The organism is Pantoea sp. EA-12, assembly GCF_030053355.1.
In the GTDB taxonomy this organism is placed as follows: Bacteria; Pseudomonadota; Gammaproteobacteria; order Enterobacterales; family Enterobacteriaceae; genus Pantoea; species Pantoea vagans_C.
The window spans coordinates 135,632-152,073 of the sequence record NZ_JASGBY010000006.1 but is presented as its reverse complement, the minus strand read 5'-3'; the positions used below and the strand labels follow the sequence as shown (position 1 = coordinate 152,073).

Sequence of the window (16,442 nt, the reverse complement as noted above, 5' to 3'; positions counted from 1 at the left end):
CTCCGCAGCTATTCTGTGTTGGAGCCTGACAAGCTTCATTAACGACGATGGGCGGCTCGAAGTGCAGAGCCGCCAGGCTAATTAAAATTAAACCAGCGTGCCCTTCACGCCATGCGGTTCAGAACGCAAATACTGTGACGGAACCTTGACCTGCGCATTCAGCGCGGCAGCAGCCTGCCATGGCCAGTGCGGGTTGTAGAGCACGGCACGACCCAACGCGACCAGGTCGGCGTCGCCCTGCTCCACCACCGCTTCAGCCTGCTGCGGATCGGTGATCAAGCCCACGCCGATAACCGGAATCTTCACCTGTTGGCGGATATCGCGTGCGAACGGCAGCTGATATCCCGGCCCCACAGTGATGGATTGCTGTGGTGATAGCCCACCGCTCGATACATGCACATAATCACACCCCTGCGCTTCAAGCTGCTGGCTAAACACAATGGATTGCTCAACATCCCAGCCACCCTCAACCCAATCGCTGGCAGAGAGACGCACGCCAACCGGAATCGAAGCAGGCACAGCCGCACGTACCGCCGCAAACACCTCGAGTGGGAAACGTAAACGATTCTCCAGCGAACCACCGTATTGATCCTGACGTTGGTTGCTCAGTGGCGACAGGAACTGATGCAGCAGATAACCGTGTGCCGCGTGGATTTCAATCAGCTCAATACCCAGACGCACCGCACGCTGCGCGCTATCCACAAATGCCTGTTTGATGCGCGCCAGCCCCGCTTCATCCAGTGCGGTCGGAGCATGATCCTGCTCTGCAAAGCTGAGCGCTGAAGGAGCCACCGTTTGCCAGCCACCTTCACTCTCCGGCAGTTGATGCCCTCCCTGCCATGGCGCACGGCATGAGGCTTTACGCCCGGCGTGGCCCAGCTGGATACCCAGGCGGATGGGTGACCAGGCGCGAATGTCAGACAGCACGCTGTGTAACGCGGCTTCCGTCTTGTCATCCCACAGCCCGAGGTCTCCCGGCGAGATGCGGCCTGCCGCTTCAACGGCGGTGGCTTCCAGAATCAGCAATCCGGCGCCAGAAAGCGCCAGTGAACCTAAATGGATGCGGTGCCAGCTGCTGGCGCATCCCGCATCGGCGGAGTATTGGCACATCGGGGCGATCACGATGCGGTTCTCCAGCTCAAGCTCTCCAATCTTTGCGGCACTAAATAGTTGACTCATCTTTATCCCTTAACGTTGTTAGCAGCAGCGCTGCGCTGGTTTCACTCAAGGTTAAACCGTCAGCCTCGGATACGCGTCTCACTCTACGCATTCTGGCAGAGGCTGTTCGCGCAACGCATGCTGTTTCACATCCCATCTACCGCAGTTTCCCCTCGCTGCCACACATGCGAATCTTCTCCTGCACAATGTATTTCATCGCTTTTTTACCAGGTTCCATATACTCACGCGGATCATTAGATCGCGGGTTCTCATTGAAGAAAGACTTTACCGCGTCAGAAAATGCGATTTTAAGCTCAGTTGCCACGTTCACTTTACAGATTCCCAACTCAATGGACTGACGCAACATCGCTTCTGGAATACCCGATGCTCCATGTAAAACTAGTGGAATACCAACACGGTCACGAATTTGCGCCAGCCGTGCAAAATCCAGCTTCGGTTCCCCCTGATACATGCCGTGAGCTGATCCTATGGCAACGGCGAGAGAATCAATGCCGGTACGCTGCACATATTCTGCTGCCTTGAGGGGATCAGTAAAGAAACTATCTTTCTCATCCACCACGATGTCGTCTTCCTGCCCCCCGAGGCGACCCAGTTCGGCCTCCACACTGGCATCGTAGCGATGGCAAAGACGTACGGCCTGCACCACCTTTTCAATGTTCTGTTCAAAGGCGAAGTGCGAGGCGTCAATCATCACCGAGCGCACGCCCGCCTTCACTTTAGCCTCGATATCCGACAGATCTTCATGATGATCGAGATGCAGCGCGATGGGTAAATCATACTTCTGTGCGGCCTGTTTACAGATCGCCACCAGATAACCCAACCCGGCATATTTATAGGTGCCCGTGGTGCCCGCCATAATCACCGGCGATGCCAGTTCCGATGCGGTTTCCGCAATCACCTGCACGGTTTCGAGGTTATGTACGTTAAACGCAGGCACGGCATAACCGCCCTGCTGCGCCTTGATTAGCATGGCGCGATTAGAGACGAGATACATTAGGCCTGTCCTCCGACATGTGATGAGAAGTCGAGCATGATTTTGCCGCTCATGGGTTTACCGTTCAGATCGGCGACGGCACTGGCGTAAACGTCGGCATCACCCTGTACGGCGATGAGTGCGGAGAGATCGATCTTTCCGGCTTCAAAAAGTTCGGTCGCCTGTTCCCACTCCACGCCGGGCCAGGCCCCGGAGTAGTTCATCCAGCTGCCCAGCACCTTCAGCTCTTTACGCAGGATCTGGCCAAAGGTGGTGCTGCTCAGGTCGAGGTCTTTGTGCAGGGTGCCAATCAGCCCCAGTTGCGCCTGCGGCCCGGCAATCTGGATGCTGAGTTCTACGGTCTGCGGTGCACCGGCGGTTTCCAGGATCAGCTGGTCAAAGCGGCGATTGCTCATTTCACTGCGAATGTCACTTGCGCTCATTTCGGCGCTGTTAAAGACGTAATCCGCGCCCAGACGCTGGGACAGCGCCAGTCGTTCAGGGTTGATATCAATGGCCGTCACCGAGCGTGCGCCCAGCGCTTTGGCGCACTGCATCGCCAGCAGGCCGATGGTACCCGCGCCAACAATAATCACCTCTTTATCGCGGCAGCCCCCTGCCAGCTCAATGGTGTGCAGGCTGACCGTCATCGGCTCAAAGAAGGCACCTTCCACGGGTGAGGTATTGGCCGGAAGTCGGAAAAGGTTCTGGCGCGGCACCACGATGTATTCCCGATTACCGCCATCGCTGCGAGAACCAATGAAGCTGTAGTTCCGGCACTGTGACCAGAGCTGGCGGCGACACTCTTCGCAGTCAAAGCAGGGTTGCAGCGGCACGCAGGAAACCAAGTCGCCAGCGTCAAGATCGCTGATGCCCGTGCCGGTTTCCACTACACGACCGCAGAACTCGTGTCCCAGGGTGATGGGATAAAAATGTGCGCCTGCGTGAAAGATGCGCGGAATATCTGAACCGCAGAGTCCGGAGCAGAGAACCTGCACCAGCACGTCATCTCCGGCTTCAATCTGAGGCAACGGCTGTTCTTCAACCGTAACGCTGCCTCCGGCGTGTATCACGACAGATTTCATGGGGTAAACTCCGGGAAGTACGGGGGACTCGCCCCCGTTGGTTATTTCGCTAAAGAATTATTCTGAGAAAGGGTGTTATCCGGCTCTGGCTGTGGCTGCATTGCCTGACGCGCTCTGCGCCAGATCAGCGCCACGCCCAGCAGATAAACCGTGCCAATCACCACCAGCGCGGTGACATTCTGCCAGGTCAGGAACTGGATCAGGAGATAAGTTACAGGTGAACCGCCCTGGTCCATTGAGGCCACCTGGCTTCCGGCCTTGAGTGCGCCAGCGTTGGCAGCAAGCTGGGTATGCAGCCCGATAGTCTGGGTGGCAATCCACAGCGTCATGCCCATGATGATGATGCCCGAGATCAGGGTGCGGAACAGGTTGCCCTGGTGTACGGCAACGGCCATGGCCACGAAGAAGCCAATGGTGGCCAGGTCGCCGAACGGCAGCACGCGGTTGCCCGGCACGAACACGGCAATCAGGATGGTCAGTGGAATAAAGATCAGGCTGGCGGAGACCACCGAGGTGTGGCCCAGCAACAGCGCCGGATCGAGGCCAATCAGGAATTCCCGACCACCGAATTTTGCCTGCAGGCGTTTACGGGCCTGTTTCGCAATCGGGTTGAGGCCATCCATAATGGGTTTAATGACGCGCGGCATCAGCAACATCACTGCGCCGGTTTTCACCGCCAGCTGCAGCACGCCTTTGGCGTCGTAGCCCGCCAGCAGGCCGATCACGATACCCATGATGAAGCCAACAGTCACAGGCTCACCAAAGGCACCGAAACGCTTCTGCACATCATCAGCACTGAAGTGAATGCGCTTCAGACCCGGGATTTTATCAATGATAACGTCTACCAGCACCGCCACCGGCCCCATATAGGCGGAAGAACCGTGCGGCACGGCAATGCCGTCGAGATCGAAGTAGTTTTTGGTATCGCGCGCAAACCAGTCACCCAGTTTGTAGGCGAAGGCCGCATGCAGCACCACGCCCAGAATGCCCAGCCAGTAAGAGCCGGTCGCCAGATGCAGCATCGCGCCGGTGAAGGTCATGTGCCAGATGTTCCAGATATCGACATTCACCACGCGGGTCATGCGGGTGACCAGCATCAGGATGTTCACCACAATCGCAATCGGAATGGCGACCAGCGCAATCTGTGACGCCCATGTCATCGGCGACGATCCCGGCCAGCCCACATCGACCACATCGAGGCCAATCTCAAAGTTGGCCGCCATGGCTTTGGCGGCAGGTCCGATAGAGTCAAGCATCAGACCAATCACCAGCCCAATGCCGACAAAGCCGATGCCGATAAACAGGCCAGACTTAAAGGCATCGCCCACTTTCATCCCGAGGCAGACGGAGAAAATGATGATCACGATCGGCAGCATCACTGTCGGACCGAGGTCGAGGATGTAACGCATGATTTCAGTAAACATAAGCTTACCCCTGAAGAACGGTCAGGATTTTGTCGCGCAACGCATCAATACCCACGCCTGAGATGAACGGCATGCCGTGCACCACCGGGATATCACCAAACTGACGGTCAACGCGGGCCGTGGTACAGATCAGGTCCACGCCGTCCATGTAGGTCTCGATTTCGTTAACGCGGCACTGCACGATTTCGACGGTAATGCTGTTCTCTTCACAGAGATCTTTGATTTCCTCTGCCGCCATGGTTGAGGTGGCTACGGCGCCGCCACAGGCGACAATCACTTTACGTTTCATTGTTTTTCTCCGGGTGCAGGGTCAGGTGTTGTTATCAGGCCGCCGGTGCGAGCAGGCGGTGGGTAAAGCAGTCGGCCAGTTCGCTCTCAGGCGCGCTGAGCAGACTTTCGATAAATTCAGGCTGCTGCAGCTGGCCGAACAGCGCCTTAAGCAGATTCAGCTGCTGTTCAGGATGCGTGACGACCAGCGCAATAATCAGCTCGGCGCCGATCGTGCCGTCATCGTCCGCCTGCTGAAAATGCACGGGCGAGGCGGGACGGATCAGATAAATCGCCGGCTCAACCGCGTGTGAAGCATCACAGTGCGGGATGGCAACGGCGTGCCCGTCCAGCGCGATGCCGGTTGGATAGGCGGCTTCACGTTCAAGCAGCGCAGCCGGGTAGCTGTCGCGACAGATGCCGTCGCGCACCATTTTCAGGCCGATATGATTCAGCGCCTCTTCGGCATCCACAAAGCTCAGGCCGGAAGAGACGATTAGGCGGTAGTTATGCATGGCTTACCTCTTTTTGCAGGTTCAGTTCAGGTTCGCATCCGAATGCGTAGTCACGCAGCACGTCCTGAATCTTGTCGATGATGAGGGTATGGGGATCAGCGCTGATGCTGCCATTTAGCACGCGATCGAACTGTTTAGGCAGATACTGGCTCAGCAGACCGAGCGGCAGTTCAACGCCGTTAAGGTTGGCAATCAGCGTGTCGAAGGCACTGACAATGCGCGCATTCGGCCAGTAGTAGCGGATGCGGTCTGAAAGGCTGTAGTGAATGTCCACCAGGGAGTCTGAGAACGACGGACGATAGTACTTTTTCCAGTAGCCCGGTTCGTTCAGCATCACCTGGTCGATGACCGCAAGGATCTGGCTCTGCTTTTCAGGTGCAATCAGGTTTTTTTCGATTTCGGCTAACGCAAAGATGGCTTCGCGCAGCGCAAAGGTCAGCGCCGGACCGACTTTCAGAATGGCGAAATGATCTTTTACCAGCGCGCGATAGGCCGTGCGGGTCTGATAGTCGGTCGAGTGAGCTTCATACACCACGGGTGTTGACTCAATAAACGTGCTGAGTTCGCGCGCTTCGGCGGGCGCGTAATGAATCACGCTGCTGTGATCAAACTCCACGCCTGGCTGCACCACCAGCCCGATAATGCGGCAAATCGCGTCATCTAAACCGGCGGCACGAAACGCTTTGTGGTGCACATCAAGCGTGTGGGCGGCATCTTCCGGGCGGGTTACGTGTACCTCGTTGATAGCATGTGCTTCGCCACCCGGTACCGGCACTTCGGTGCCGATGATATAGGTCAGCGCGGCCTTTTGTTCTGCTGTCGCCGTTTCTTCCGCCACGCGGCACAGTTCTGCGGCACGCTGTGCGACCACGTCTGGTGACAGCGGAACCGGGTCATCTGCACAGGACATTGAAGCATCAAGGTGAATCTTACTGAATCCTGCTTTCACATACGCCGCGATCAGTACGCGGGATTTTTCCATTGCCTGCTCTGCCTTCTCGCCCTGCCAGACATTGGGACCAAGGTGATCGCCGCCGAGAATCAGGCGTTCAGCCGGGAAGCCGACTCGCGCGGCGATATCCAGCACGTAATCACGAAAATCCTCCGGCTTCATACCGGTGTAACCACCAAACTGATTGACCTGGTTTGATGTGGCCTCGATCAGTACCTGTCGCTGGGTATTCAGGTCAAGACGCAGTGCGGCCTCAATAACCAGTGGATGCGCGGAACAGACTGAGCAGATACCGCAATCAAGACCGTCTTTGTGCTGCTGGATGATTTTTTTCATTTTGTCCTCCGAAAGTATGCTTAATAACATCACAATCTTTCGTTTTTAGCACAATAGCTTTCTTTTGCTTATGTGATCATGATCTATATATTTTCGTTATTTATCTTTATTTTTCGTTTTGAGGTTGACGCCTACCTTTAAAACAAAAGGGGGAGCCAGACTTAATATTCAATATATACATCAACTTACTTGTTATTTTCTTAAAAAATACATTTACATAGATCATGAAGGCATTATTGCGATTTTACTTTCTTATCCTTTCGTTTTAGGATTGACTTTCATTTAAGGGGAGCATTTATGAACGCGTTCGAACGTAGAAACAGGATCGTTGATATGGTCAACAGCACCGGCAGCAGGCTGGTGAGTGACATTTCTGCCGAGTTAGGGGTTACGGAAGTCACCGTTCGCGCCGATATACGGCTTTTGGAAGAAAAAGGCCTGGTCACACGATTCCACGGTGGTGCGGCGAGTATTGAAGCATCCGCCAACGATGCTAACCCAACCCTGGCTGAAGTTAGCCTGCATGAACGTTATCAGCTCGCCGCCGATCCTAAACTGCGTATCGCCATACAGGCAGCCAAACTGGTGAAGGAAGGCGATACCGTGATCCTCGACAGCGGAAGCACAACCAAGCTGCTGGCTGAAGCATTGGCAGAAAGACAAAATATTACCGTGATTACCAACAGCCTGCCTGCCGCTAACATTCTTTCTAATAATAAAGACATTACCCTAGTGGTGTGCGGCGGGACCGTGCGACACAAAACCGCTTCTCTGCATGGCAATATTGCTGAACTTGCACTGCGTGACGTCTCAGCCAATCTGATGTTCGTCGGTGCTGACGGGCTGGATATTGAAAACGGGATAACTACGTTTAACGAAGGTTTTGCTATTAGCGCGGTGATGGCTGACGCATCCAGACAGGTGATTGTATTGACGGACTCCTCCAAGTTTGGCCGCAAAGGATTTAATCAGGTCCTTTCACTGGACAAGATTCATACCGTGATTACCGATGAAGACGCCCCCGAAGAAGCACTGAATGAGCTCAGAAAACAAGGAAAGACGGTTATTGTGGCATGAGGTACTGCCCACAGACTGTGTGGCCAGCGGCAAAGTCAGGTGAGATATAGAGCTTTAAGTCGATCTACTTCTGCATGATATGTTGGATAAATCTCTCTATAGCGAGCACTGTGCACAGGATTCGGCTCGATCATCTCACCCTGCTTTGTTTTGAACATTTCTGGCATCACCGCAGATAACGCGACCGGTTGCCCACTCGTGGATAAGCACCTGAAACACCAGTGCGCCTGAATAGCAGCACCCAACGCCGCCGCATCAGGCACTGCCGGTCTGGTCACCGAGAGCCCTGTAATATCGGCAATCATAGCGCACCATACTCTGCTATTAGCACCGCCGCCAATCACATTAATACTGTCAAAGGCCAATCCTTGCGCATTGAAAATCTCAATACCTTTGCAAAGATTGAAGGTCACTCCTTCAACAACGGAACGCAGCATGTGCGGCTTAGTAAAGTTCGCCATGGTGATTCCGGATATTTCTCCCCGCGCGTTCGGCAGGTTGGGCAGACGTGCACCATTCAGCCACGGAAACGAAAATAGCCCTTCAGCGCCAGGCTGACTCGCCAGCAGGTAATTGTCGAAATCTTTAATATCAATATCCATCAGCTGCCTGTAGGTGTTAATGGCATTGGTGACATTCATGGTACTGACAAGCGGCAGCCAATCTCCTGTTGAAGAACAGAAGGTATTTATATCGGTTGAACCCGTGCAATTTAATTGTTCTGGCTGGCAGGTGGATAAAGTACCCGAAGTGCCTAAGCTCATTGTCAGCTGACCGGGCAAGATGTTTCCGGTACCAATTGCTGACATCATATTATCTCCACCTCCGCTCGACACCACAATGCCAGCCTGGAGCCCCAGATAGCTGGCTGCATCTACACTGAGGTATCCTTGAGCACTATCCGATTCAATGACCTCAGGTAATTTGCGATATAAACCGGGTCCCAGCAGTTCAAGAATGGTTGAGCACCAGATTTTATTACAGGTATCGAAATAACCCGTTCCTGATGCATCTCCTGCTTCAGTACGGTATTCACCCGTAAGGAAAAAATTTAGATAGTCATGAGGTAGCAGGATTTTGTCTATTTGAGCGAAATTTGTGGCTTCATATTTTCTGACCCACAAAAGTTTTCCCAATGTAAAAGCAACCGGCACCTGGATGCCAATAACGGCACTCAGGTCCTGTCCATAAACGTATTGATACTCATGCAGAAACTGTTTCAATACAGCGTGACTTTCAGTATCACACCAGAGTTTTGCAGGTCGTATTACTTCATCACTACGGTTAAGAAGGACGAGCCCATGCTGCTGTCCTGAAACGCCAATCCCGATGACTTTTTCAGGGTTGATGCCTGCTTTTAGCATGACATCTCTCACGCCAGCTCGCATAGCAATAAGCCAGTCTGCAGTTAGCTGTTCTTTTTGCCCTAGCCTGTCACATATTAGCGAGTGGGCATGGCAGCTGGTCGCCAAAACTTCCTGATTCTCAGCGTCCCACAACAGCACCTTAGTTCCCTGAGTTCCACAATCAATGCCCAGAAACATACCTTTTCCTGAATTTCATTTTTGAACAAGATAAAACTTATCATCTTAAAAATCTGTGCACCTGACGAAATTCAAGTGATCGCCGCAATTTCATCATCATTTATACTGTGAACGTTCAATAAGCTTTTTAGTGTCATCAGATGAAAGCATTCAAAGGAAACAAAAAATCCCTGCCCATCCGCTATTGCAAGCAGTGCCATAAGCCGATGACCTGGCGTAAAAAGTGGGAAAATTGCTGGGAAGAGGTGCAATACTGCTCGGAACGCTGCCGCCGTGCAGCCAAAGGCCACAGGGTCGGCAGCGGGTCATAATACGATTTCAACCACTACGCTGAAGCCACCGTTTCAGTCGTGCTCTCGCCAAAATGTTCACGCATGTGCGATTCGATCTCTTCCAGCGATTTGCCACGGGTTTCCGGCAACATCACTGCGACAAACACCAGGGAAGCCACGTTTATCGCAGCGAAGATAAAGAACGCATTATTTCCCACCAGCGACAGCAGTGGCGGGAAAGCCAACGCAACGATGGCGTTACATATCCATTGAAAAGCCACCGCTGAACCGGTCAATACGCCACGTACTTTCATCGGAAACAGCTCAGACATCAGCAGCCAATACACGGGCGAAATACACATCTGCATAAAGAAGAGAAACACCAGGATGCAGGCCAGCGCCAGCAGGCTTTGCACTAAACTGTGCGGCATCAGTACCAGCACCGCCCCCAGCGCCAGCTGCATGGCGATCACCACCGATAACCCGGTGATCAGCATTGGGCGGCGACCAAAATGGCTGATCGCTTTGATGCCGGCAAAAGTCGCAATCACAGATACCACGCCGTTGCCTATCGTGGCTGCGATCGACGCGCTGGTGCCAAGTCCGGTACTTTTAAGAATGATAGGCGTGTAATACATAAAAGCATTCACACCGGTGAATTGTGCCACGATCCCCATACCGCAGCCCAGCAGCAGCAATCGTACTATCCATTTTTCTTTCAGCAGTTCACGAGCGGGCGGCCCCTGACGGGCTTCGCGCGCGTTCTGGCGCATCTCCGCCATCTCTTTTTTAATTTCGCGCGGATTCTCACGCAATTTACGCAGAATACGTAACGCCTCGTTTATGCGCCCTTCGGCCACCATCCAGTGCGGTGAGGCCGGGACAAAAAAGGTGCCAATAAACAGCAGCACACCCGGGATCATCGCCAGCGACAACATATAACGCCACATGCTCGGATCGTGCAGTAACAGACTCATCGCCGCACTGACGATGTAAGCCAGCAACTGGCCTGACACAATCATCAGCTCATTACGGCTGACCAGCGGCGCACGATGTTTCGGACCCGCAATCTCAGCGATAAACACCGGAACCGTGGAGGATCCGCCCCCCACGGCGAATCCGAGGATAAATCGCATCACCACCATGATCTCAAGATTCGGCGCGATGGTGGTGCCTAATGCACCAGCAACAAATAGCACGGCCAGACTGCGCAGCGTGATTCGGCGGCCAAAGCGATCAGAGACAAACCCGCTAACAAAGGCCCCAAACGCTGAACCGAATGTGAGCGCAGAAGTGACCAGCCCTTCAGTAAAGGGGGTGAGGTCGAGTCCGCCTTGCGAGGTCGGCAGTGTCATGTAGGGCAGCGCTCCGGAAATGATGCCCGTGTCATAACCGAACGCCAGCGCGCCCATGGTGGCCACTAACACCACAAAGAACAGACGTTGCTGCACGGTTAAATTGAGCGAGCCGCCATCATCCGATGGAGCCGGAGAAGAGTTTTGCATTTGATCTTCCATGGGTTGCTAAAAACACAGCCAAAACTGTGTAAAGAAAGGTAGGAGTATAGTCAGGATTTGAAGAATGAGATCTGGGTCACGGTAATTCGTTGGTCCAGAGAGGTTCGTGCAGCAGTCTTATGATTGTCGAATTCATATCGTGGGTCTGCCTTCACAGGCATCCTCATTAATCGCAAAGTATTATTTTCGGTGCACAAGGAGTAAAACGGGGCTGTTATTACGCTGGAATAAAACGATACAGGACCGTTAAGGGTTAACCCAGGAGAATGAAGTCAGACTTCCCGTTGCGGAATAAGTCAGTCGCGCCCTGCGATTATTGTCGCGCTCAAGCCGAAACCAGTCGAGCGACTCAGCCTGAAAAACCAACACACCAAAATGGCGCTGACCGCCTTCCCCGCTCTCCTCACTTTCAGCATGCCGGGTTTGATCGTGCGGAAACAACAATTCTTCTCCCGGCGGCCCGCCTGAATAACTCCTGCGCGTCCAGACTGGCAACCCTTCCCACGTTTGCCCGGCGAGAGCGCTTGCTGGTTCATATCGTTTGAAAACCCCCTGCAAACGTAACTGCAGACGCGATTGCGAGCAGAAACCCAATACCGTTGCGGCGGGGTTGATGGCTAATTCCTGCCATTTTGCACTGCGGATATCGGTGTGAAACGCCAAAAGCCGCTGGGCACTGTCCGTGCGTCTAAGCACCATCATGCGGGCCTGCGGTTTTAATTCAGTGTCGATGGTGCAGACGTTGAGATAACGAAACCCGGCATGGGGATCGTTTGCTGCAGCATCCAGTTCCTGCCAGGCCATGGCATCAATATGTTCAGATTCAGGTGCCAAAAGGTTGCCCTCTCTATTTAACGAATGAGGTTAAGTATAGAGACTCGTGAAATTTCATTGGGGTGCTGCCATCGGGGTGCTGCGAGGTTAACTCTGCTTAAGGGGGTAAGCGCGGAATAAGCTGGAACCTCCGCACACAAGGCGTGAAGGTTCCAGCAATCAGATTATGACAGGGCCGTTCTCAGCTGAGAATTAAGCCGAATCAGAATCGGTAGTTCGCCGAGATAGAAACGTTACGCGGTTCGCCGTACACCGTGTTTCTGCCGACATCGATGTTATACGTCTTGTCGAACAGGTTGTTCAGGTTGGCCTGCACGGAAAGCTGTTTGGTGACCTGATAGCGACCGAACAAATCCACCAGCGCATAACTGCCCTGCTCGGCATACAGCGTTGAGGTTCCGCCTGGGCCCGCTACATTATCCCAGGTGTGCGTCTGCCAGTTCACACCGCCACCCACGGTCAGATCCTGCAGCATCGGCAGGCGATAGCTGGTGAACAGCTTCAGTGAAGTACGCGGCTGCGTTGGGTTCAGCGCGGCATCTTCGCCATCTTTCGCCACATAGCGCGTTGCACCGAAGGTCATCTGCAGGTTATCGGTCACCGCACCGTTGATTTCGAATTCAACACCTTTACTCACCGTACCGTTCTGCTCGTAGTAAGCGTAATCGGTACTGCCTGGCACCAGCGCATAATCCGTCGCGCCCAGGTGATCCTGTTCGATACGGAACACCGCCAGCGATGCGGTGATGCGGCTGTTCATCCAGTCGCCCTTGATCCCGGTTTCATAGCTTTTACCGGTGACAGGAGAGAGATAAGCACCCTGCGCATTACGATAGGTCTGCGGTTTGAAAATCGAGGTATAGCTGGCGTAGGCGGAATAGGTATCGTTGATGTCATACACCAGGCCTGCATACGGCGTGATGTTGTTCTTCTCCATATTCTGCGTCAGCGTGTTGGCGTTGTATTGCGTGTATCGGGCGCCAAGGATCAGATGCAGCGGATCGGCCAGTGAAATGCGCGTGGCTAAGTAAGCGGATTTCTGACGAATCACATTATCCTGCGACAGCGCCTGATCGTCCCAATCCGGTTCTGGATAATTACCCCAGTCATTGAAATCACCCACGTCTGCCGAGGTGAAGCTGGTGGAGGCACTGACGTAGCGATCGTGCTGGCGGATATAAGTGACACCCGCCATTAACTCATGCTGGCGACCAAACAGCTCATACGGACCGGTGACATAGGCGTCTGCGGTATCTTCTTTGCGTTTTGCGGTGTTATAACCGGTACCGCCTAACAAGTCATAGCCCTCATAAGGGCCGATACCGATACCGGTCGATTTATCAAAGTAACCGTCGATGTACAGCAACTTACTGTCCATGGTGGCTTCAGTATGCGAGCCGCTCAGGTTGAGCTCCCAGCCGTTATTGAACGTCTGCTTCAGGCTGGCAAACACCTTTTTGGAATCGCTGTTGTTGTAAGCCCAATCTGGCGCGAGGTTAGTGCTGCGAGAATAATTGGTTTTGCTGCCGTCGAGATAGAACGTCGGCAAGCCGCCCCACGTCGCGCCTTGTATGTTGGTTTCCTGGTAATCGTAACCCAGCGTCAGCGTGGTGGAGTCAGTAAGATCTGCCGCGACGGTGCCATACAGGAATTTCTTCTGCGTATGGTAGTGATCCAGCCAGCTGTCGCCATCCTGATAACCTGCCACCACGCGACCACGCACATTGCCGGACTCGGTCAATGGACCGGAAAGATCGGCAACGTAGCGTTGGGTATCCCAGCTGCCGTAGCTGGCTGAGAGATTACCCTGGAACGTTTTGCTGTCTGCCTGCTTGTGCACCATATTCACAGAGGCCGCCGGGCTGCCCGCACCGGTCATCAGGCCTGTCGCACCACGCACCACTTCAACGCGATCATATACCGCCGTATCCGACAGGGTATCGCCCAGGTTCCAGGCGATATCAATCAGTGCTGGCACGCCATCAATCTGGTAGTTATCGATCATGAACCCGCGTGAATAGAAGTTGCTGCGGTTGGCGCCGGAGTTGAACTGACTGATGCCGGTGGTGTTGGTTAAGACGTCAGTTAACGTCTCCAGCTTCTGATCCTGCATACGCTGTTTAGTGATAACAGAAACAGACTGCGGCGTGTCACGCGCGGTCAGCGCTAATTTGGTGGCTGCGCGCGTAACAGGGACGTTGTAATCCGTGTCCTGGCTGCTATTACTGCTGCCGGCTGCCGCTGTGACTTCCAGCGTTTGTTCTTTAGTGGTGGTATCAGCAGCGGAGACTTTTGGGCTGTGTAAAGCGGTGGCGATAACCAAGGCCAGTAAAGAGATTACCGGCAGCGTTTGGCCCACACCGATATGATTTTTCGCCTTTAATAACCTGGCTTGACGTGAAGAACGAGACATTATCATCCTTTGAAATTTGTTATTAATGAGATGACTGGTGGGTGTTCAGATGCGCAAACGCCCAACTCCGTCAGAATGAAAGACAGAATTCCCTGTAAAACATATTTTCAAAACAGATTCAGTAGGAAGCGCTTTAGCGTGAAAGAGGTACACAGCAACAGATTCCCCACCCGTCCAAGAAGGCGAATGAGAATTATAATTATTACAATTCACCGTTCAAGTTATTTACTCTTATGACGAAAAATAAACACAAATAACGCTGAATTTATTACTGCGGGTGATAATTCCATTTGGATACGGAAATTGAAGCCATGCTGAATTGAAACTTATTCAATTAGGGTGCTGTCCTAATGATTAAATGAACGTATTTATCCCCGAATAGATTAAATTGATGTAATAAATAATAACGATTTTATTCCAGCTCGCTTAATTGGGTGTCTTCATTGGTAAACATAGCGGATAGAGTACTAAATTATTTTCTCTTCCTGAATTCATCCGTCATCAGCCCCCTGCAATCACCCGACAATAACCCCGTAATCGTAAAGAAATCGTAAATACACCCCACGTAAACTCCCTCATGGCGCAAGCCTAACGACATGATATGTAACAACATAAAACATGAGTTTATGATGGCAGGGATTTCAACCTTAGGCATAGGGTCCGGTCTAAAACTGGGCGATATTCTGGATAGCCTGACAACAGCAGAAAAACAGGTGCTGGTGCCGATCTCAAAGCAGCAGTCTGCTGCAACGGCCAAGCTTTCCGCCTACGGCACACTCAAAACAGCCGTGCAGTCATTCCAGACAGCGAACAAAAGCCTACAAGACGCAGGTTTATATACGCAGACTAAAGCCACCAGCAGCTCCAGTGCGTTTACCGCAGATTCAACGGGAAATGCATTGCCGGGCAAATACAGCATCAGCGTCACCCAGCTCGCCCAGTCACAAACGTTGACCAGTGCAACACGCTCAGATATCAATCAGGCTGTGGGAAGTGCAGCAGATAATCGCCGCATGACACTGATCAGTGAAGATGGCAGTGAGCACACCATTGAATTAGGTCAGGAGCAAACTTCGCTCAGCGCCATCAGAGACGCGATTAACAAGTCGAATGCGGGCATCAGCGCAAGTCTGATCAAGGTGTCAGATAAAGACTATCGCCTGTCGTTGACCTCTACCCAAACCGGAACCGGACATGCGCTCAAAAGCCTGGCGATAACCGGTGATGATACGCTACAGGCATTCCTGGGTTATGGCCCTGCCAACGGCGCATCAGGGATGACGCAAAACGTCGCGGCGCAGAATGCCAGCCTGACCATTAATAACATCCCGATTGACAGCAGCAGCAACACCATCAAGGACGCCGTTGAAGGGATCACGCTCAATCTCAGCGATCAGACATCCGGCATTCAGACGCTCACCGTCGCCAGTGATAATTCGAAAGCAAAAACCGCCGTGACGGATTGGGTCAATGCCTATAACGCGCTGCAGGACACCATGGGCAACTTAACCAAGTACACCCCTGTAGATGCCGGCGGGGATCAGGACACCAAAAATGGGGCATTACTGGGAGACGGTACGCTGCGCAATATCGAAACGCAGTTGAAAAGCATTTTGGCAAATGGCTCTGGCTCTGCGCAGTTCAAAACTTTGACGCAAGCTGGGATTAGCACCGACCCGACCAATGGCAAGCTTAAACTGGATAGCGATAAATTAAGCAGCGCGCTGGCGGTTACACCGGAAGCCGTCAGGGATATATTCGCCGGGGATGGCATGAAAACAGGTATTGCCACCGGTATGGCGTCCAGCATGACGCTTATGCTCAGCAGTAAGGGGATGCTGCAAGGAGCCACTGACAGTATCAGTAAAAAGTTAAATGCGTTGACGGAACAATATAACAACGCCAGCAAGAAAATAGATGAAACTATTGCCCGCTATAAGGCGCAGTTTACCCACCTGGATACCATCATGAGTTCATTAAATAGCACCAGCGATTATCTCACGCAGCAATTTGAGAGTATGTCAGGTACGAAGAAATAATTAGCCTTAACACGC

Annotated in this window: 14 protein-coding genes; 3 read left to right on the top strand and 11 right to left on the bottom strand. The window is 53.0% G+C overall.

Annotated features, from left to right (window positions below; all coding sequences use genetic code 11):
• Positions 1 to 87: 87 nt before the first annotated feature.
• The 7 genes from QMZ30_RS11295 to gatZ form a co-directional block, all read right to left on the bottom strand.
• Positions 88 to 1,179: an NADH:flavin oxidoreductase/NADH oxidase gene (locus QMZ30_RS11295; protein ID WP_283227437.1), complete on the bottom strand. Its 1,092-nt coding sequence runs from the start codon at positions 1,177 to 1,179 to the stop codon at positions 88 to 90.
• 136 nt (positions 1,180 to 1,315) lie between these two features.
• Positions 1,316 to 2,173 (bottom strand): tagatose bisphosphate family class II aldolase, encoded by an 858-nt coding sequence (locus tag QMZ30_RS11290; protein WP_283227436.1) that lies wholly within the window; start codon positions 2,171 to 2,173, stop codon positions 1,316 to 1,318.
• Complete coding sequence (gene gatD / locus QMZ30_RS11285) at positions 2,173 to 3,237, bottom strand: galactitol-1-phosphate 5-dehydrogenase (RefSeq protein WP_283227435.1); 1,065 nt, start codon at positions 3,235 to 3,237, stop codon at positions 2,173 to 2,175. The genes QMZ30_RS11290 and gatD overlap by 1 nt, the downstream gene beginning before the upstream one ends.
• Before the next feature lie 41 nt (positions 3,238 to 3,278).
• Positions 3,279 to 4,661 (bottom strand): PTS galactitol transporter subunit IIC, encoded by a 1,383-nt coding sequence (locus QMZ30_RS11280; protein ID WP_283227434.1) that lies wholly within the window; start codon positions 4,659 to 4,661, stop codon positions 3,279 to 3,281.
• 4 nt (positions 4,662 to 4,665) lie between these two features.
• Positions 4,666 to 4,950 (bottom strand): PTS galactitol transporter subunit IIB, encoded by a 285-nt coding sequence (gene gatB, locus QMZ30_RS11275; RefSeq protein ID WP_045832098.1) that lies wholly within the window; start codon positions 4,948 to 4,950, stop codon positions 4,666 to 4,668.
• Positions 4,951 to 4,984: 34 nt separating this feature from the next.
• Positions 4,985 to 5,443 carry a PTS galactitol transporter subunit IIA gene (gene gatA / locus QMZ30_RS11270; RefSeq protein WP_283227433.1) on the bottom strand — a complete coding sequence of 153 codons (459 nt, stop codon included), beginning with the start codon at positions 5,441 to 5,443 and terminating at the stop codon, positions 4,985 to 4,987.
• Positions 5,436 to 6,731: a tagatose-bisphosphate aldolase subunit GatZ gene (gene gatZ / locus QMZ30_RS11265; protein WP_283227432.1), complete on the bottom strand. Its 1,296-nt coding sequence runs from the start codon at positions 6,729 to 6,731 to the stop codon at positions 5,436 to 5,438. Before gatZ ends, gatA begins: the two co-directional genes overlap by 8 nt.
• A gap of 297 nt (positions 6,732 to 7,028) precedes the next feature.
• On the opposite strand from gatZ, the gene QMZ30_RS11260 reads away from it, so the two are divergent.
• Positions 7,029 to 7,808 carry a DeoR/GlpR family DNA-binding transcription regulator gene (locus tag QMZ30_RS11260; RefSeq protein WP_283227431.1) on the top strand — a complete coding sequence of 260 codons (780 nt, stop codon included), beginning with the start codon at positions 7,029 to 7,031 and terminating at the stop codon, positions 7,806 to 7,808.
• Positions 7,809 to 7,843: 35 nt separating this feature from the next.
• Here the strand turns inward: QMZ30_RS11260 and xylB are convergent, their stop codons facing one another.
• On the bottom strand, positions 7,844 to 9,352 hold the full coding sequence (gene xylB / locus QMZ30_RS11255; RefSeq protein ID WP_283227430.1) for a xylulokinase: 1,509 nt from the start codon (positions 9,350 to 9,352) through the stop codon (positions 7,844 to 7,846).
• 140 nt (positions 9,353 to 9,492) lie between these two features.
• Here xylB and QMZ30_RS11250 point away from each other — a divergent pair, with 140 nt between their 5' ends.
• Entirely contained in the window at positions 9,493 to 9,663 is a 171-nt protein-coding gene (locus QMZ30_RS11250; RefSeq protein WP_283227429.1) for a DUF2256 domain-containing protein, read from the top strand.
• 14 nt (positions 9,664 to 9,677) lie between these two features.
• Here the strand turns inward: QMZ30_RS11250 and QMZ30_RS11245 are convergent, their stop codons facing one another.
• The 3 genes from QMZ30_RS11245 to fhuE form a co-directional block, all read right to left on the bottom strand.
• Positions 9,678 to 11,129 (bottom strand): sugar porter family MFS transporter, encoded by a 1,452-nt coding sequence (locus tag QMZ30_RS11245; RefSeq protein ID WP_283227428.1) that lies wholly within the window; start codon positions 11,127 to 11,129, stop codon positions 9,678 to 9,680.
• A 258-nt stretch (positions 11,130 to 11,387) separates the two neighbouring features.
• On the bottom strand, positions 11,388 to 11,945 hold the full coding sequence (locus QMZ30_RS11240) for a PNPOx family protein (protein ID WP_283227427.1): 558 nt from the start codon (positions 11,943 to 11,945) through the stop codon (positions 11,388 to 11,390).
• A 232-nt stretch (positions 11,946 to 12,177) separates the two neighbouring features.
• On the bottom strand, positions 12,178 to 14,388 hold the full coding sequence (fhuE, locus tag QMZ30_RS11235) for a ferric-rhodotorulic acid/ferric-coprogen receptor FhuE (RefSeq protein WP_283227426.1): 2,211 nt from the start codon (positions 14,386 to 14,388) through the stop codon (positions 12,178 to 12,180).
• Between the two features lie 629 nt (positions 14,389 to 15,017).
• On the opposite strand from fhuE, the gene fliD reads away from it, so the two are divergent.
• Positions 15,018 to 16,427, top strand: a complete 1,410-nt coding sequence (gene fliD / locus QMZ30_RS11230; RefSeq protein WP_283227572.1) for a flagellar filament capping protein FliD — start codon at positions 15,018 to 15,020, stop codon at positions 16,425 to 16,427.
• The last annotated feature ends 15 nt before the right edge of the window (positions 16,428 to 16,442 follow it).